This is a genomic window from Actinomadura coerulea (assembly GCF_014208105.1).
In the GTDB taxonomy this organism is placed as follows: Bacteria; Actinomycetota; Actinomycetes; order Streptosporangiales; family Streptosporangiaceae; genus Spirillospora; species Spirillospora coerulea.
This window is the reverse complement of sequence record NZ_JACHMQ010000001.1, coordinates 277,697-294,510: the sequence shown is the minus strand read 5'-3', so window position 1 is coordinate 294,510 and position 16,814 is coordinate 277,697. Positions and strand designations below refer to the sequence as shown.

Sequence of the window (16,814 nt, the reverse complement as noted above, 5' to 3'; positions counted from 1 at the left end):
GTCCCGCGGTCATGAGGCGGTGCAGAAGCAGAACTCGTTGCCCTCGGGGTCGCGCCAGACCTGGAACGGGCGCTCCGGGTTCCCCATCGGCCCGGCGGCCGGGGTGGCGCCGAGGCTGGCCGCCCGCTCGCCGGCCGAGCGGATGTCCGCGACGTCCAGGTCCAGGTGGAGCCTGTTCTTGACCTTCTTGCCCTCGGGGACCAGCTGGAACGACAGGATCGGCCCGCCCGTCCCGAGCGGCTCCAGGTCGAGCCAGTCTTCGCTCCACTCCGTCGTCTTCATGCCGAGGAGGCCGCCCCAGAAGGCCCCCATGACGCCGAGGTCGGTGCAGTCGATGACGAGGTTGCCGACCCTGGGGTTCATCGCGCGACTCCCGCCGCGCGGACGGAGTGCGCCGCGGCGCGGGCGCAGTACGGAGCGGGGGACGTGCGCCACGGCCGGGGCAGCCCGCCGACCCGGGCGCGGACCCATGCCCGCTTCTGGGCGGCGCGCTCCCGCGCCCGCTCGCGGGCGACCAGCCTCGCCTCGACGATGTCGGCGTGCAGGCGGGCGTACTCGCGTTCGGCCCAGGCATGGCGCTGCGCGAGCACCGCGAAGTACGGCAGCTCGTTCATGGTCGTCCTCCCGTTCGTTGACACCGTCTAAACCGTAATGCTGGTGTTGTGATTCGCGCAACCGGTGAACGATTTATGCCGGTGTCGGCACTTGGTAGAGTTCCCATGGACGAGCAGGAGGGCGCGATGGCCGGCACCGACACGGGCGGGGATCCCGCGCCGCCGTCGGCCGACGCGGAGCCGCCCCCCGCGGACCCCGCGCTCCTGCTGGCGGACTTCGTCAACACGCTCGACGTCGAGTCCGCCACCGACGAGATCGCGACGCCCGCCGGGCTCGCCGGATGGCTGGCCGGACGCGGGCTCGTGCCCGAGGGCGCCGGGGCCGCGGGCGCCGACGTCCGCACCGCCGTCGCGCTGCGCGAGGGGCTCCGGGAGGCCATGGAGACCCACCACGGGCCGAACGAGGCCGACATCCCGGACGAGCTGGAGGACGTGCTGGCCGCCCTGCCGCTGCGCGTCACCCTGGCCGGGCCGCGTCCCGCGCTCGTCCCGCTCGACCCGCCCGGCGCCGTCCCCGGCGGCCTGGCCCGGATCGCCGCCGCGGTCATGGACTCGGTCGCCGACGGAACCTGGCCGCGCCTGAAGACCTGCCAGGTCGACACCTGCCGCTGGGCGTTCCTGGACACCTCCAAGAACCGCTCGCGCGCCTGGTGCTCGATGAAGGTCTGCGGCAACCGCACCAAGACCCGCGCCTACCGGGCGCGGCGGCGCGCCCCCGCGTAGCGGGCGCTCGCTAGGGTGGGCCGGGATCCCGGCGAGAGGACGTGAGCACGGCATGGCGGATGTTGGGGTGCGGCCCGCGCGGCGCGCGGACGCGGCCGCCGTCGCCGGCATCCAGGTGCGGGCGTGGCGGCACGGGTACCGCGACCTGCTGCCGGCGGACGTCCTGAGCCAGGTGACCAGCGACGCCGCGGTGGAGCGATGGCGCGACCGGTGGGCGGAGGCGGCGACGGCGCCGCCGAGCCCCCGGCACCGGCTGCTGGTCGCGGTGGCGTCCGACCTCGTCGTGGGCTTCGCCGCGCACGCCCCGGCCGAGGACGCCGACCTCGACCCGGCCGGCGCCGCCGAGCTGATCACCCTGCTGGTCGACCCCCTGCACACGCGGGCCGGCCACGGCAGCCGCCTGCTCGCCGCCACCGTCGACCTGCTCCGCGAGGACGGCTTCACGACCCTGGTCTCCTGGGTGTTCGAAGGCGACGAGGTGACGCGGACGTTCCTCGGCTCGGCCGGGTGGGCGCCCGACGGGACGGCCCGGACGCTCGACATGGGCGAGCCCGTCCGGCAGATCCGGCTGCACACCGACATCAGCGCCCCGCCTGACGGGGCGGCCCCCTAGCCAGGGGTCGGTGAGGCGCACAGGCGATCCGGCCATATCTTGGAGGTCGTGCCCGAGTCCACTTCCCTGACGCCGCCCCGTGCCTCCGCACCGGCGCCCTCCGCCCGGCATCGCCGGCTCGGCCTGGTCGTGATGAGCCTCGGCGTCTCCCTGGTGGTGGTGGACGCCACGATCGTGGGCGTGCTGCTGCCCCGCATCGTCTCCGACCTGAACCTTTCGACCTCGGGCGCGGAGTGGGCGACCTCGGTCTACTCGCTGGTGTTCGCCGCGCTGCTCATCCCGTTCGGGCGGGCGGGCGACCTGGTCGGGCGCCGCCGGATGTTCGTGCTCGGGGTGGCGGTGTTCGCGGCGGCCAGCCTCGCCGCCGCGCTGGCCCCCGGCGGCGCGGCCCTGATCGGCGCGCGGGCGCTGCAGGGCATCGGGGCCTCGATGCTCATGCCGGCGACGCTGTCCACGGTGAACGCGGTGTTCACCGGGCGGGACCGGGCCGTCGCCTTCGGCATCTGGGGCTCGATGATCAGCGGCATGGCGGCGCTCGGGCCCCTCGTGGGCGGGGCCCTGGCCACCGGCGGCGGCTGGCGGTGGGCGTTCGGGGTGAACCTGCCGCTCGGCGCCGTCCTGATCGCCGGGGCGCTCCGGTTCATGCCCGAGACGCGCTCGCCCGTGCCGGGCGGCGTGCGGCGCGAGATCGACTGGGTGGGAGGCGCGCTGGCCGCCCTCGGCCTCGGCGCCCTGGTCTGGGGGATCATCGAGGGGCAGACGTACGGCTGGTGGGCGGCGACGCGCCCGTTCACGGCCGGCGGGTTCCGCTGGCCGGAGACCGCCCTCTCCCCCGTCCCCGTGGTCCTGGCGTTCGGCGCGGTGCTGCTCGCGGCGCTGGTCGTGGTCGAGCGGTCCCGGACGGCGGCCGGACGGCCGGTGATGCTCGACCTCGCGCTGTTCCGCATCCCGAACTTCCGGCGCGGCAACCTGACCTCGGCACTGGTCAACGTCGGCGAGCTCGGGCTGCTGTTCGTGCTGCCGCTGTTCCTGCTGGGCGTCCACGGCACGAACCCGCTGCAGATCAGCCTGGCGATCCTGCCGCTCGCCGTCGGCGCGTTCGTGTCCGGCGGCGGCGCGGGCAGGCTCGCCGACCGGCGCGGCCCCCACCGGGTCGTGCAGATCGGCATGGTCATGGAGGTCGCCGCGGTCCTCGGACTGGCCCTCACCGTCTCCGCGACGACCGGCGGGCTCGGACTCGCGCCGTGGATGCTGCTGTACGGGCTGGGCCTCGGGCTGACGTCGGCGCAGCTGGCGAACGTCTCGCTCGCGGACGTCCCGCCGGCGCAGTCGGGCCAGGCGTCCGGCACGCAGTCGACGGCCCGGCAGGTCGGCGCGGCGCTCGGCATCGCCGCGATCGGGACGGTGTTCGCGACGAGCCTCGGGCACACGATGACCGACCGGCTGGCGGGCTCGTCGCTGAGCCCGGAGCGGCGGGCGGCCGTCGCCCACGACCTGCGCCACAGCGCCGGGACCTCCGGACGTGATCTTCACGACACGCCCGGGCTGGCGGCCGAGGCGCACGCCGCGGACGCCAGCCTCGCCGTCGCGACCAGGAACGCGGCCCTGACCACCGCGGCGATCCTCGCCCTCGGGCTCGGGGCCGCGCTGCGGCTGCGCCCGAGCACTGATCTTCATCGGGAAGAATCGAAGCGCTAGACCCCCTGTCGTCCCACGAGAACAAGCGGTGACTGTGGCCACGCTCTCCCAATGGGTCGCCGGATCCCGGCCCCGCACCCTGCCCGCGTCCCTCGTTCCCGTCGTCGTCGGCACCGGCGTCGCCGTGGGCGAGGGCGACCCCGTCTGGTGGCGCGGCGTCCTCGCCGCCGTCGTCGCCCTCGTGCTGCAGATCGGGGTGAACTACTCCAACGACTACAGCGACGGCATCCGCGGCACCGACGAGGACCGCGTGGGCCCGCTGCGGCTCGTCGGGTCGAAGGCCGCACCGCCCAAGCAGGTGCTGGCCGCCGCGCTCGGCTGCTTCCTGGTCGCCGCCGTCGCCGGGCTCGTCCTGGCCGCCGTGACGACGTGGTGGCTGCTGCTCGTCGGCGCGTTCGCGATCCTCGCCGCCTGGTTCTACACGGGCGGCAAGACGCCGTACGGGTACCGCGCGCTGGGCGAGGTCTCGGTGTTCGTCTTCTTCGGCCTCGTCGCCGTCGTCGGGACGACCTACGTCCAGATCGAGGAGCTGCCGTGGGAGGCGTGGGCGGCGGCGGTCCCGATCGGGCTGCTGGCGTGCGGGATGCTCGTCGCCAACAACCTGCGCGACATCCCCACCGACCGGGAGTCGGGCAAGCGGACGCTCGCCGTCGTGCTGGGCGACCGCTGGACCCGGATCCTGTACGCGGCGTGCACCGCGCTGCCGTTCATGTTCGCCCTGGCCCTGGCGGCGCCGCACCCGTGGGCGCTGCTCGCGCTGCTCGCGGCGCCGCTGTCGCTGCCGCCGACGCAGAAGGTGCTGAACGGCGCGGCCGGTCCCGCCCTGATCCCGGTGCTCGGCGAGACCGGCCGGCTCCAGATCGCCTACGGAGTGCTGCTGGCGGTCGGCCTGGCGCTCTGACCCCCGGCCAGGGCGCTCTGGTTCTCGGCCAGCAGGAACGCGCCGGTCAGGCCGGTGACGAGCCCGGCGAGCACCCCGGCGAGGGCGACGAGGCCCGTGGCGGACGCGGTGTCCGGCGCCAGGAAGCCCGGCCGGCCGAGCACCACGAGCAGCCCGTACAGGGACGCCGCGAACATGGTGCCGGAGCCGGCCCAGGCGGCGGCGAGCGGCACCGCGAACCGGCCGGGACGGCCCGCGCGCCGGACGATCAGCACCAGCGCCGCCGCGGCGGCGACCGCGAGCAGGCCCTCCGCACCGTCGGCCAGCTGCTGGGCCAGGTTCCGGTCCGTGGCCTCGCCCCCGTGGAGGCCCGCCGTCCCTCCGGACGCCCAGAAGAGCTGCACGGCCGCGAAGACCGCGGCCGGAGCGACCGCCACGCGCGCCAGGAGCACCTGCAGCGAGTGGGTCGGCCCCTTGGGGACGCTCGCGGTGCGGATCTCGAACGTCCGCGGCCACCTTTCGCGCGCGTACAGGACGAACGCCGTCAGCAACCCGATGCCCTGCAGGGTGAAGCCCGTGTAGACGACGCCGTACACCCAGCCCTGGAGGGCGTTCTCGTCGCCCATGAGCGGCTCGGATGAGAAGAACGTCTGCAGGAGCGTGCCGAGCGGGACGGCGAGGACGATCGGCGCGAGCAGCCCCACCGCGATCCAGATCGGCGCCAGCACCAGCCACGCCGGGATCCGGCGGCCCCAGCGGAAGGTGAACGCCGCCGCCACCAGCACGGCCGCCGCGTCCATGGCGAGCGTGATCGCGTTGCCCACGTACAGCGCGGAGTCCTCGGCCGCGGCGGCGTCGTTCCAGCCGACCGTGCTGCCCGACAGCCACGCGATCTTGATGGTGAGGTAGGGGGCGCACGCGGCGATCGTCGCCGCGCAGACGGCCAGGCGGGCGCGCCCGGGGCCGGCGTGCGCGACGCGCGGCCGCTCGGCGGGCCGGTGAACTGAAACGGTCATGGACCGACGATCCACCGGGCCGCCCGCCCCGCGCCTCCCGCCGCGGAGGGAGGACGGGCGCACCGCTCCCCCGCGCGGGTGAGACGAACGGTCAGGCCCAGTCGATCTCGGCGCGGCCGGCGTCGACGAGGGCCTTGTTGACGGCGCTGAACGGGCGCGTCCCGAAGAACTTCTTCGCGCTGAGCGGGCTCGGGTGCGCCGACTCGATCACGGTGTGCTGGGGACCGGTGATCAGGCGGGCCTTCTTGCGGGCGTAGGCGCCCCAGAGGACGAACACGACGCGCTCGCTCTTGTCGTTCAGCGCGCGGATCGCTGCGTCGGTGAAGTCCTCCCAGCCCTTGCCCGCGTGCGAGCCCGCCTCGCCGGCCCGGACGGTCAGCACCGCGTTCAGCAGCAGGACGCCCTGGTCGGCCCAGCGGGTCAGGTCGCCGGACACCGGCGCGGGGACCTCCAGGTCGGCCGCCAGCTCCTTGTAGATGTTGCGCAGCGACGGGGGGAGCCGCACGCCCTCGCGCACGCTGAAGCTCAACCCGTGCGCCTGGCCGGGGCCGTGGTAGGGGTCCTGCCCGAGGACCAGGACGCGGGCGCCGTCGAACGGGCAGTGCCGGAACGCGTTGAACAGGTCCTCGCGCGGCGGGTAGACGGTCTGCCCGGCGTACTCTCCCGCGACGAACGCGCCCAGCGCGGCGGTGCCGACCGGGTCGAGCAGCGGGTCGAGCCGCTCGCGCCAGTCGCCGGGCAGCAGTTCCAACAGGTCGAGGGACATCGTCGGGCCTCCGAGAAACGTGATCTCCAGTTGCCCCGAACACTAGTGCGGGCCTGTGACACGCCACGGCCGAATCCAGGGACCTCGAACCCCCCGACCCTAGGATGAGACAAATGCCCGATTCCCCCCATCGGCGGCGCCTGCGCGCGTCCGCGCTGCTCGCGGCGCTCGTCCTGCCCGCCCTCGGCGCGGGCTGCGGCGGCCCCTCCGGGCCGGCAACGCTCACCGTCCTCGCCACCTCCTCGATGACGGAGGTGCTCGGCGAGGTCGGGGAGGCCTACCACCAGCAGAACCCGGACGTCAGGCTGCGGTTCGCGTTCGGCGGGACGCCGGAGATCGCCGACCGCCTCGCCGAGCACGAGCCCGCGGACGTCCTGGTGACGGCCGACGGGGCGAGCATGGACGAGGCCGACGAGTACCTGGGCGGGCGCCGCCGCGTCATCGCCCGCGACGCGCTCACGATCGCGGTCGGGCCGGGCAACCCGCACCGGATCCGCGACCTGCGGGACCTGGCGCGGCCGGGCCTGCGGGTGGTCGTCGGCGCCGGGTCGGTCCCGGTCGGCCGCTACACCCGCCAGGTCCTCGCCAAGGCCGGCGTGACCGCCCGGTGGAGCAGCGAGGAGATCAGCGCGCGGGCCGTCCTGGACCGGGTCCGCGCCGGCGAGGCCGACGCGGGCGTCGTCTTCGTCACCGACCTGAACTCGGCCGGGATCGCGGCGAGCAGCGTGCCCATCCCGGCGGACCAGAACGTCACCGCGTCTTTCCCCGCCGCGGTCGTCCGCGGCGGGGACCACGAGGACGCGGCGAACGCGTTCGTGGCGTGGCTGGTCACACCCGACGCGCAGCGGCTGTTCAACAAGTACGGCTTCGTCACACCGACCGCTCCCCAGTGACCCGCGGGGAACGGATGGGGGCCCACTTCCGTTTACCTCCCCGGAGCCCCCCAGGGCTCGGGAACACCTGATCGCCCCGGCCTGCGGGGCGCGTTGTACGGGGAGATGCGACACGTGCCGGACCAGCGACCCGCGCCACAGCCCAACGGGGCACCGCGACCGAACGGGACGGCGCCGAACACCGGCGCGCAGCGCTCCGGCACGGCCGAGCCCGGCCGGCGCCAGTCGGTGCCGCCCCGCAGCGACCCCGACCAGCCCTGGCGCGCCGAAGGCGTCCCCGACCGCAGGGACAAGCGGGCGTCCGGCCTGCGCGGGGGCGGGTGGAAGCCGAACCGGAACAACGCGGTCTTCTGGGCGCTGCTGCTGGCCGTCTTCGGGCTGAGCTACGTCTCCATGCACCTCACCGGCCAGAAGGAGCGGGTGACGGTCCCCTACACGGCGTTCACCCAGCAGGTCGCCGCCGGGAACGTGAAGGACGTCTACACCAAGGGCTACCAGATCCAGGGCCAGCTGAAGAGCAAGCGGCCGGTCCCGGGGCACGCGGAGAAGACCTATTCCTCGTTCGAGACGCTGCGTCCCGCGTTCGCCGACGACAAGATCTACACGGAGATGGTGCGCAAGGGCGTCGAGGTCGAGGCCAAGCCGGTCAACGAGGACCGCGGCCTGCTCGCCAACCTGCTGCTGTCGCTGCTGCCGACCCTGCTGTTCGTCGGCCTGTGGATCGGCGTGATGGTCTGGTTGCAGCGCCGCATGACCGGCGGCGGGGGCGGTCTCATGGGCGGCTTCAACCGCTCCCCCAAGCCCGTGGCCGCGGACGACAAGCGCGCCACGTTCGCCGACGTCGCCGGCATCGACGAGGTCGAGGCGGAGCTCAGCGAGATCGTCGACTTCCTCAAGGACCCCGGCAAGTACCGCCGGATGGGCGCCCGCGTCCCCCGCGGCGTTCTGCTGACCGGCGCGCCCGGCACCGGCAAGACCCTGCTCGCCCGCGCCGTCGCCGGCGAGGCCGACGTCCCGTTCTACTCCGCGGCCGCGTCGGAGTTCATCGAGATGGTCGTCGGCGTCGGCGCCGCCCGCGTCCGCGAGCTGTTCACCGAGGCCCGCAAGACCGCCCCCTCGATCATCTTCATCGACGAGATCGACACCATCGGGCGGGCGCGCGGCGGCGGCGCCAGCATGGGCGGCCACGACGAGCGCGAGCAGACCCTCAACCAGATCCTCACCGAGATGGACGGCTTCTCCGGCTCCGAGGGCGTCGTCGTGATCGCCGCGACGAACCGTCCCGACATCCTGGACCCGGCCCTCATGCGCCCCGGCCGGTTCGACCGGCAGGTCGCGGTGTCCCCGCCCGACCTGGACGGGCGCGTCGCGATCCTCGGCGTGCACACCCGCGACGTCCCGCTCTCCGCCGACGCCGACATCCTCTCGATCGCCAGGATGACCCCCGGGATGACCGGCGCCGAGCTGGCCAACCTGGTCAACGAGGCCGCCCTGCTCGCCGTCAAGCGCGAGAAGGACGCCGTGGACATGGACGACTTCCAGAGCGCCCTGGAGAAGGTGCAGCTCGGCACCCGCCGCTCCCTGGTCATGCCGTTCGAGGAGCGCCGCCGCACGTCCTACCACGAGTCCGGGCACGGCCTGCTCGGCATGCTGCAGCCGGGCGCCGACCCCGTCCGCAAGATCACGATCGTGCCGCACGGCCGCGCGCTCGGCGTCACCGTCTCCACCCCCGACGACGACCGCTACGCCTACGACGAGCGCTACCTGCGCGGCCGCATCATCGGCGCGCTCGGCGGCATGGCCGCCGAGGAGCTGGTGTTCGGCGTGATCACCACCGGCTCGGAGAGCGACCTGGAGCAGGTCACCAAGATCGCCCGCGGGATGGTGGGCCGCTGGGGCATGTCCCAGAAGATCGGCCCCCTGTCGATCCTCCCCGCGGACGGATCGGACCCGATGGGCCAGTACGCCGCCCAGGGCACCCTGGACGCCGTCGACCTGGAGGCCCGCCGGATCGTCGACGAGTGCTACGCCGAGGCCCTGGAGACCCTCCGCACCCACCGCGACAAGCTGGACTCCCTGGCCGCCGCCCTCCTGGAGAACGAGACCCTCGACGAGGCGGCCGCCTACGCCGCCGCCGGCGTCGACCGCACCATCCGCGAGGCCGACCTCACCAAGACCCCCCGCTGACCCGCCCCTTCACCCGTGTCACCCAGAGGCGTTCACCGAGACTGGGTACTCTGACTACACACGGAAGTACGCCATCACCCCCCATGTCGCGCGCGAACGTCGCGTCCACCTGCCGACCGTTAGGCCCCGCCCCGGTTTCCGCACAACCCCGGTCACATCCGGGCCGCGGCGTCCGTCAGTGTTATGACCTGGTGGCACAGAGGGGGACGTGATGGACGAGCGCGAGTTCCTGGCCGAGCGCTTCGAGGGGCACCGCACGCATCTGAAGGCGGTCGCCTACCGGATGCTGGGCTCACTCGCGGAGGCCGACGACGCCGTCCAGGAGGCCTGGCTGAAGCTCAGCCGGTCCAACGCGGGCGACATCGAGAACCTGGGCGGCTGGCTGACGACCGTCGTGGGACGGGTGTGCCTGGACATGCTGCGCTCGCGCACGTCCCGCCGCGAGGACCCGCTGGAGCAGCGCCTGCCCGACCCGGTCGTCAGCGCCACCGCCACCGACCCCGAGTACGAGGCCCTGGTGGCCGACTCGGTCGGTCTCGCGCTCCTGGTGGTCCTGCAGTCCCTCACCCCCGCCGAAAGGCTGGCGTTCGTCCTGCACGACACTTTCGGCGTGCCGTTCGAGGACATCGCGCCCATCGTCGGACGGTCCCCCGCGGCCGCCCGCCAGCTGGCCAGCCGCGCCCGCCGCCGGGTGCGCGGCACGGCCCCGGACCCCGAACGCGACCCGGCCCGACAGCGCGCGGTCGTGGACGCCTTCAACGCCGCCGCCAACGACGGCGACTTCGAGGCGCTCGTCGCCGTCCTCGCCCCGGACGTGGTGCTGCGCGCCGACGTCGGCGCCATCCCGGGCGGCTGGACGGAGGTCGTCGGCGCCGAGAACGTCGCCGGGCAGGCGATCAGGTTCCGCAGGACGACCCGGGGCCAGGTCATGCACGCCCTGGTCAACGGCACCGCCGGGATCGTCTGGTTCCAGGACGGGCGCCCGCAGTCCGTCCTGGCCTTCACGGTCGCGGACGATCGGGTCACCGCGATCGACATCCTGGCCGACCACGACCGCCTCGCCGCCCTCGACCTCGTCTACTCCGGCTGACCCGGCCGCGTCACAGGGCGGCGGGGAGCGCCGAGACGGTGAGGGCCGTCATGCCCTTCAGGGCGTTGAGGACCGTGGGGTGCGGAGCCGCGTGGACGGTCGGAAGGATCGGGTCGTCCGGGTAGGCCAGGGCGTCGGCGGAGGCGGAGAAGGTCACGGCCGGGTCGCGGGGGTCGAGGCGGACCCACATGTCGTCGACGAGGGCGGCGGCCAGGCCGTGGACGAAGCCGGGGCGCTGCTGGTAGCAGAGCCCCGCCTGGACGCCGCCCGCGCGAAGGAGGGCGACGTAGGCGTGGGACTGGGCGAAGCACAGGCCCGTGCGCTGTTCGAGGACGTCGGAGGCCCGCCACGGCACGCGGGTGTCGCCGGTGTCCATGGAGTGCGGGATCCGGTCGCGGACGTAGTCGAACGCAGCCCGCGCGTAGGCGATGTCGTCGCCGTCGCGCAGTTCCGCGGCGATCGACTGGACGAGCGGGTGCTCGATGTCGATCGCCTCGGACGCGGCGAGGTAGTCCCAGGGTTCGGCGTCGAAGTCCATCACAGGCCGAGGAGCGCCTCGATGCCGACCGTGAGGCGCTCGAGCTCGGGGACCTTTCGGACGGCCAGCAGCACCCCCGGCATGAACGACTCGCGGTTCATCGAGTCGTGCCGGATGGTGAACAGCTCGCCGTGCCCGCCGAGGACGACCTCCTGGTGGGCGACGGCGCCGGACATGCGGACGGCGTGCACGCGGACGCCGTCCACGTCGGCGCCGCGGGCGCCCTCGACCCCGGAGGTGGTGGCGTCCGGGGACGGGGCGACGCCCGCCTCGGCGCGGGCGGCGGCGACCAGCTCGGCGGTGCGGTAGGCGGTGCCGGACGGAGCGTCCGCCTTGTGCGGGTGGTGCGTCTCGACGATCTCGACGGACTCGAAGAACGGGGCCGCCTTCTGCGCGAAGTGCATCATCAGCACCGCGCCGATGCCGAAGTTCGGGGCGATGAGCACGTTCCCGGACGACTCGCCGGTCAGCCAGGAGCGGACCGTGTCGAGCCGGGACGGGTCGAAGCCGGTGGTGCCGACGACCGCGTGCAGACCGCGCTCGACGCACCACCTGAGGTTTTCCATGACGACGCCGGGGTGGGTGAAGTCGACGACGACCTCCGCCGCGGACAGCGCGTCGAGCGCGTCACCCTGGTCGACGGCGGCGACGAGCTCCATGTCGCCGGCTCCCTCGACGGCGCGGCACACCTCGGCGCCCATCCGGCCCTGCGCGCCCAGCACCCCGACCTTTGTCACGTGTTCCTCCCGGTTGACGTCGCCCCGAGCCTATCGTCAGAAGCGCTTGCCCAGCTCGCGCGCCTCGGCGTGCGCGGAGCGGCGCCCGGTCTCGGCGTCGGCGGTGGCGAGGTTCGGGCGGAACTCGGCGGTGGCGATGTCGGTGATCCCCGTCCAGCGCAGCCAGCCCTCCAGGAACGGGGCCTGGTGGTCGCGGCCGAACGCGGGCCCGCGGCCCTCACCGTAGACGGCGCTGGTGTACACGACGGCGGCCTTCTTGCCCCGCAGCAGGCCGCTGTAGCCCTTCTCAGGGTCGAAGCGGAAAACCCATCCGGGCTGCGAGACGACGTCGATGAACTGCTTGAGGATGTACGGGACGCTGGAGTTCCACATCGGGACGCTGAACAGGTAGCGGTCGTAGGAGTCGTAGCGCTCGAAGACCTCCCGGGCGGCCCGCCAGGTGGCGGCCTGCTCGCCGGACGGTTCGTCGCCCGCGAGCACGGTCATCTTGGCGCCGGCCCCCGCGGGGCCGAAGGCGGGAAGGCCGGCCTCCCAGAGGTCGAGGTGGTCGACGGTGTCGCCGTGGGTCTCGCGGTAGGCGTCCAGGAACGCTCCGGCCATCGCCAGCGACTCGGAGGCGGCACCGCGCGGGGACGCGGAGATGTGCAGCAGACGAGACATGGGAGTCCTCTCACCCAAAGATACGGACCAAGGTCCGCTTACTCCCCGGAAGAGTAGCGGACCATGGTCCGTTTAACAAGCGAGAGGTTCGTCAGGCTCCGAACTCGCGGTCCCCCACCGGGCCGATCACGGTCAGGGCCTGCGGGCCCGCCAGCACGTCGCGGGCGATGGCGCGCACGTCGTCGGGCGTGACGGCCTCGATGCGCGCCAGGACCTCGTCCACGGGCAGCAGCGACTCGTAGACCAGCTCGCTCTTGCCGATGCGGCTCATCCGGGAGCCGGTGTCCTCCAGACCGAGCACCATGGCGCCGCGCAGCTGGCCCTTGCCGCGCTCCAGCTCCTCGTCGTCGAGGCCGTCGGCGGCCTTGGCCAGCTCGTCCCGGCAGATCGACAGGACCTCCTCGGCCTTGGCGGGCTGGCAGCCCGCGTAGACGCCGAAGACGCCGGAGTCGGCGTACTGGGCCGTGTAGCTGTAGACGGAGTACGCCAGCCCGCGCTTCTCGCGGATCTCCTGGAACAGGCGGGACGACATGCCGCCGCCGAGCGCCGCGTTCAGCACGCCGAGCGCGAACCGGCGCTCGTCGGTGCGGGACGTGCCGGCGCCGCCGATGATGATGTGCGCCTGCTCGGTGTCCTTGTCGATCACCACGCTGCGCGGGTCCAGCGGGACGGGCGCGCCGTTCAGCCGGGGCGCGGCGGGCCGGGCGTCGCCGCGCAGGTGCTCGGCGAAGGCCTCCGACACCAGCCGGACCGTCTCGTCGTGGTCGATGTTGCCCGCCGCCGACACCACCAGGTTCGGCGGGACGTAGTGCTGCCGGTAGTAGCCGTGGATCCGGTCCCGGGACAGCGTGTTGATCGACTCCTCGGTGCCGAGGATGGGGCGCCCGAGCGGGGTGTCGCCGTACAGCGCCGTGGCGAACTCGTCGTGGATCAGGTCGCCCGGGTCGTCGTCGCGCATGTGGATCTCTTCGAGGATCACGCCGCGCTCGGCCTCGACGTCCTCGGGGCGGTTCACCGACGCCGCCACCATGTCGGAGACCACGTCCACCGCGAGGGGCAGGTCGGAGTCCAGGACCCGCGCGTAGTAGCAGGTGTACTCCTTGGCGGTGAACGCGTTGAGGTCGCCGCCGACCGCGTCGATCGCCGCGGAGATCTCCAGGGCCGACCGCCGCCGGGTGCCCTTGAACAGCACGTGCTCCAGGTAGTGGCTGGCGCCGGCGTCGGCGGGGACCTCGTCGCGGGAGCCGACCGCCGACCAGATGCCGAACGCCGCGGAGCGCACGGTCGGCATCGTCTCGGTGATGACCCGGAGCCCGCCGGGCAGGACGGTGCGGCGGACCGCGCCGGCGCCGTCGGTGTGGATCGTGGTGGTGGTGCCGGGCTCCTGCGCCCGCGCCGGCAGGGTCACGTGTCGCTCACATTCCGTCGGGGGAAAGCGACCGGCCGGCCGGTCCGCAGCCTCGTCGCGCTGCGGACCCGCCGGCCGGTCATGGGCCTGGATCAGGAGTTGCGCTGGCCGGCGTCGTCGTCGGTCCCGCGGCGGGTGCGGCGGCGGCGCGGACCGCGCCCGTCGTCGCGGCGTTCCCGGCGCTCGCCGGACTCGCCGTCACCGGAGGCGGGCGCGGAGTCGGGCTCCTCGCCGCCGTCCGCCTCGGCCTTCCCGGCGGCCTCGCGATCGACCACCTCGACCGGCACCAGCGACAGCTTGCCGCGCTGGTCGATCTCGGTGACCTCGACCTGGATCTTCTCGCCGACGCCCATGACGTCCTCGACGTTCTCGATCCGCGCGCCGCCGTGCAGCTTGCGGATCTGCGAGACGTGCAGCAGGCCGTCCTTGCCGGGCAGCAGCGACACGAACGCGCCGAACGTGGTCGTCTTGACGACGGTGCCGAGGAACCGCTCGCCGACCTCCGGCATGTGCGGGTTGGCGATCGAGTTGATCGCCTGCCGCGCGGCCTCGGCGGACGGCCCGTCGGTGGCGCCGACGTAGATGGTGCCGTCGTCCTCGATCGTGATGTCGGCGCCGGTGTCGTCCTGGATCGAGTTGATCATCTTGCCCTTGGGGCCGATGACCTCGCCGATCTTGTCGACCGGGACCTTGATCGTGATGATCCGCGGCGCGTTCGGGCTCATCTCGGCGGGCGCCTCGATGGCCTCCTGCATCACGTCCAGGATCGCCAGGCGGGCGCCCTTGGCCTGCTTCAGCGCGGCGGCCAGCACCGAGGCGGGGATGCCGTCGAGCTTGGTGTCCAGCTGCAGCGCCGTGATCAGGTCACGGGTGCCGGCGACCTTGAAGTCCATGTCGCCGAAGGCGTCCTCGGCGCCGAGGATGTCGGTCAGCGTGACGTACTCGTCGCCCTCGTTGATCAGGCCCATCGCGATGCCCGCCACCATCTGCCTGAGCGGGACGCCCGCGTCCAGCAGCGACATGGTGGACGCGCACACCGAGCCCATCGAGGTGGAGCCGTTGGAGCCGAGCGCCTCCGACACCTGCCGGATCGCGTACGGGAACTCCTCGCGCGAGGGCAGCACCGGGATCAGGGCGCGCTCGGCGAGGGCGCCGTGGCCGATCTCGCGGCGCTTCGGGGAGCCGACCCGGCCGGTCTCGCCGGTGGAGTACGGCGGGAAGTTGTAGTTGTGCATGTAGCGCTTGGTGCGCTCGGGGTTCAGCGTGTCGATCGTCTGCTCCATGCGGAGCATGTTCAGCGTCGTCACGCCGAGGATCTGCGTCTCGCCGCGCTCGAACAGCGCCGAGCCGTGCACCCGCGGGATGACGTGCGCCTCGGCCGTCAGCTGGCGGATGTCCTTCAGGCCGCGGCCGTCGATGCGCAGCCCGTCGCGGATCACCCGCTCGCGGACGAGCTTCTTGGTGACGGCGCGGTAGGCGGCGGAGATCTCCTTCTCGCGCCCCTCGAACTGCTCGGCGAGCTTCTCGGCGGCGGCCGCCTTGATCTCGTCGAGCCGGGACTCGCGCTCCTGCTTGCCGGCGATGGTGAGCGCCTGCGACAGGTCGCCGCTGACCGCGTCGGTGACGGCGGCGAGCACGTCGTCCTGGTAGTCCAGGAAGATCGGGTACTCGCGGGTCTCCTTGGCGGCCACGGCCGCGAGGTCGCTCTGCGCCTTGCACAGCGCCTTGATGAACGGCTTGGCCGCCTCGAGGCCCTCGGCGACGGTCTCCTCGGTGGGCGCGGTCGCGCCCTCGCCGACGAGCTTGATGGTGTCGCGGGTGGACTCCGCCTCCACCATCATGATCGCGACATCGCCGTCGGCCAGCACCCGGCCGGCCACGACCATGTCGAAGGTCGCGCGCTCCAGCTCGGGGTGGGTCGGGAAGCCGACCCACTGGCCTTCGATCAGCGCGACGCGGACGCCGCCGATCGGGCCGGAGAAGGGCAGGCCCGCCAGCTGCGTGGACATCGAGGCGGCGTTGATCGCCACGACGTCGTACAGGTGGTCGGGGTGCAGCGCCATGATCGTCTCGACGACCTGGATCTCGTTGCGCAGGCCCTTGGTGAACGACGGGCGCAGCGGCCGGTCGATCAGCCGGCAGGTCAGGATCGCGTCCTCGGACGGACGCCCCTCGCGGCGGAAGAACGAGCCCGGGATGCGCCCGGCGGCGTACATCCGCTCCTCGACGTCCACGGTCAGCGGGAAGAAGTCCAGGTTGTCCTTGGGCTTCTTGGACGCGGTCGTCGCCGACAGCACCATCGTCTCGTCGTCGAGGTAGGCGACGGCGGAGCCGGCCGCCTGCCGGGCCAGCCGGCCGGTCTCGAAGCGGATGGTGCGGGTGCCGAACGTGCCGTTGTCGATCACGGCTTCGGTGGTCTGCGCACCGTCGATGCGCACGGCTTCTGTCACGGGAAACCTCCTCATGGGTTCCATGTCGGTCCTCGCGGCCGTTTCCCGTTGGCTGTCACGCTGCCGGTCTTCGATCGAAGCACCCGGATCGAGAGCGCCGCCGACGCGGCGGAACGGATCCGGAAGCCACTACCGAGGACCGGCCCGCACCAGCGGTGTCCGCGAGGCTTTTCTGAAATTGGGGCCGGGGCCGGGTGGGCCCGCCGACCGTAAAAGGAAGGGAGTGGCCCGGCGGACCACTCCCTCACCCTGCTAGCGCCGCAGCCCGAGTCGCTCGATCAGCTGCCGGTAGCGGTTGATGTCCTTGTTCGCGAGGTACTTCAGGAGGCGGCGACGACGGCCGACCAGCAGCAGCAGACCGCGGCGGCTGTGGTGGTCGTGCTTGTGCTCCTTCAGGTGCTCGGTCAGATCGTTGATACGGCGCGTCAGCAGCGCGACCTGGACCTCCGGGGATCCGGTGTCACCCTCAGTGGTCGCGTACTCGGCGATGATCTGGTTCTTGGTGGCGGTGTCGAGCGACACGTGGCTCCTTCGATGGATT

General features: G+C 73.1%; 17 protein-coding genes. 7 read left to right on the top strand and 10 right to left on the bottom strand.

Features of this window, described 5'->3' with window-relative positions; all coding sequences use genetic code 11:
- Window positions 1–9: 9 nt before the first annotated feature.
- Together BKA00_RS01415 and BKA00_RS01410 are read right to left on the bottom strand one after the other, a co-directional pair.
- A complete protein-coding gene (locus tag BKA00_RS01415; RefSeq protein ID WP_185023194.1) occupies window positions 10–363 on the bottom strand; it encodes a VOC family protein in 354 nt (117 codons plus the stop codon).
- Window positions 360–614 (bottom strand): hypothetical protein, encoded by a 255-nt coding sequence (locus BKA00_RS01410; RefSeq protein WP_185023193.1) that lies wholly within the window; start codon window positions 612–614, stop codon window positions 360–362. The genes BKA00_RS01415 and BKA00_RS01410 overlap by 4 nt, the downstream gene beginning before the upstream one ends.
- A gap of 105 nt (window positions 615–719) precedes the next feature.
- On the opposite strand from BKA00_RS01410, the gene BKA00_RS01405 reads away from it, so the two are divergent.
- From BKA00_RS01405 to BKA00_RS01390, 4 genes are read left to right on the top strand one after another with little or no spacing between them, the layout of a single operon-like run.
- Window positions 720–1,337: a CGNR zinc finger domain-containing protein gene (locus BKA00_RS01405; RefSeq protein ID WP_230299206.1), complete on the top strand. Its 618-nt coding sequence runs from the start codon at window positions 720–722 to the stop codon at window positions 1,335–1,337.
- Between the two features lie 52 nt (window positions 1,338–1,389).
- A complete protein-coding gene (locus BKA00_RS01400; RefSeq protein ID WP_185023192.1) occupies window positions 1,390–1,950 on the top strand; it encodes a GNAT family N-acetyltransferase in 561 nt (186 codons plus the stop codon).
- Window positions 1,951–1,998: 48 nt separating this feature from the next.
- Window positions 1,999–3,648: an MFS transporter gene (locus BKA00_RS01395; protein WP_230299205.1), complete on the top strand. Its 1,650-nt coding sequence runs from the start codon at window positions 1,999–2,001 to the stop codon at window positions 3,646–3,648.
- A gap of 34 nt (window positions 3,649–3,682) precedes the next feature.
- Window positions 3,683–4,549, top strand: a complete 867-nt coding sequence (locus BKA00_RS01390) for a 1,4-dihydroxy-2-naphthoate polyprenyltransferase (RefSeq protein ID WP_185033543.1) — start codon at window positions 3,683–3,685, stop codon at window positions 4,547–4,549.
- Here the strand turns inward: BKA00_RS01390 and BKA00_RS01385 are convergent.
- Both BKA00_RS01385 and BKA00_RS01380 read right to left on the bottom strand, forming a co-directional pair.
- Window positions 4,513–5,544: a hypothetical protein gene (locus BKA00_RS01385; protein WP_185023191.1), complete on the bottom strand. Its 1,032-nt coding sequence runs from the start codon at window positions 5,542–5,544 to the stop codon at window positions 4,513–4,515. The genes BKA00_RS01390 and BKA00_RS01385 overlap by 37 nt on opposite strands.
- Window positions 5,545–5,635: 91 nt before the next feature.
- Window positions 5,636–6,310, bottom strand: coding sequence for a uracil-DNA glycosylase (locus tag BKA00_RS01380; protein WP_185023190.1), 675 nt, complete (start codon window positions 6,308–6,310; stop codon window positions 5,636–5,638).
- 113 nt (window positions 6,311–6,423) lie between these two features.
- Between BKA00_RS01380 and modA the strand changes: the two genes are divergently transcribed.
- From modA to BKA00_RS01365, 3 genes are all read left to right on the top strand, one after another.
- Complete coding sequence (gene modA, locus BKA00_RS01375) at window positions 6,424–7,203, top strand: molybdate ABC transporter substrate-binding protein (protein WP_185023189.1); 780 nt, start codon at window positions 6,424–6,426, stop codon at window positions 7,201–7,203.
- Window positions 7,204–7,317: 114 nt separating this feature from the next.
- A complete protein-coding gene (ftsH, locus tag BKA00_RS01370; RefSeq protein ID WP_230299204.1) occupies window positions 7,318–9,390 on the top strand; it encodes an ATP-dependent zinc metalloprotease FtsH in 2,073 nt (690 codons plus the stop codon).
- Window positions 9,391–9,601: 211 nt separating this feature from the next.
- Window positions 9,602–10,480 (top strand): sigma-70 family RNA polymerase sigma factor, encoded by an 879-nt coding sequence (locus BKA00_RS01365; protein ID WP_185023187.1) that lies wholly within the window; start codon window positions 9,602–9,604, stop codon window positions 10,478–10,480.
- Window positions 10,481–10,490: 10 nt separating this feature from the next.
- Here the strand turns inward: BKA00_RS01365 and BKA00_RS01360 are convergent, their stop codons facing one another.
- The 6 genes from BKA00_RS01360 to rpsO form a co-directional block, all read right to left on the bottom strand.
- On the bottom strand, window positions 10,491–11,018 hold the full coding sequence (locus BKA00_RS01360) for a transglutaminase-like domain-containing protein (protein ID WP_185023186.1): 528 nt from the start codon (window positions 11,016–11,018) through the stop codon (window positions 10,491–10,493).
- Window positions 11,018–11,755 (bottom strand): 4-hydroxy-tetrahydrodipicolinate reductase, encoded by a 738-nt coding sequence (dapB, locus tag BKA00_RS01355; protein ID WP_185023185.1) that lies wholly within the window; start codon window positions 11,753–11,755, stop codon window positions 11,018–11,020. The genes BKA00_RS01360 and dapB overlap by 1 nt, the downstream gene beginning before the upstream one ends.
- A 36-nt stretch (window positions 11,756–11,791) precedes the next feature.
- Complete coding sequence (locus BKA00_RS01350) at window positions 11,792–12,415, bottom strand: FMN-dependent NADH-azoreductase (protein ID WP_185023184.1); 624 nt, start codon at window positions 12,413–12,415, stop codon at window positions 11,792–11,794.
- Window positions 12,416–12,506: 91 nt separating this feature from the next.
- Window positions 12,507–13,823, bottom strand: a complete 1,317-nt coding sequence (locus tag BKA00_RS01345) for a M16 family metallopeptidase (protein WP_185023183.1) — start codon at window positions 13,821–13,823, stop codon at window positions 12,507–12,509.
- A 92-nt stretch (window positions 13,824–13,915) separates the two neighbouring features.
- Window positions 13,916–16,288 carry a polyribonucleotide nucleotidyltransferase gene (locus tag BKA00_RS01340; protein ID WP_221492973.1) on the bottom strand — a complete coding sequence of 791 codons (2,373 nt, stop codon included), beginning with the start codon at window positions 16,286–16,288 and terminating at the stop codon, window positions 13,916–13,918.
- 237 nt (window positions 16,289–16,525) lie between these two features.
- Entirely contained in the window at window positions 16,526–16,795 is a 270-nt protein-coding gene (gene rpsO, locus BKA00_RS01335; RefSeq protein WP_067792110.1) for a 30S ribosomal protein S15, read from the bottom strand.
- Window positions 16,796–16,814 lie beyond the last annotated feature (19 nt).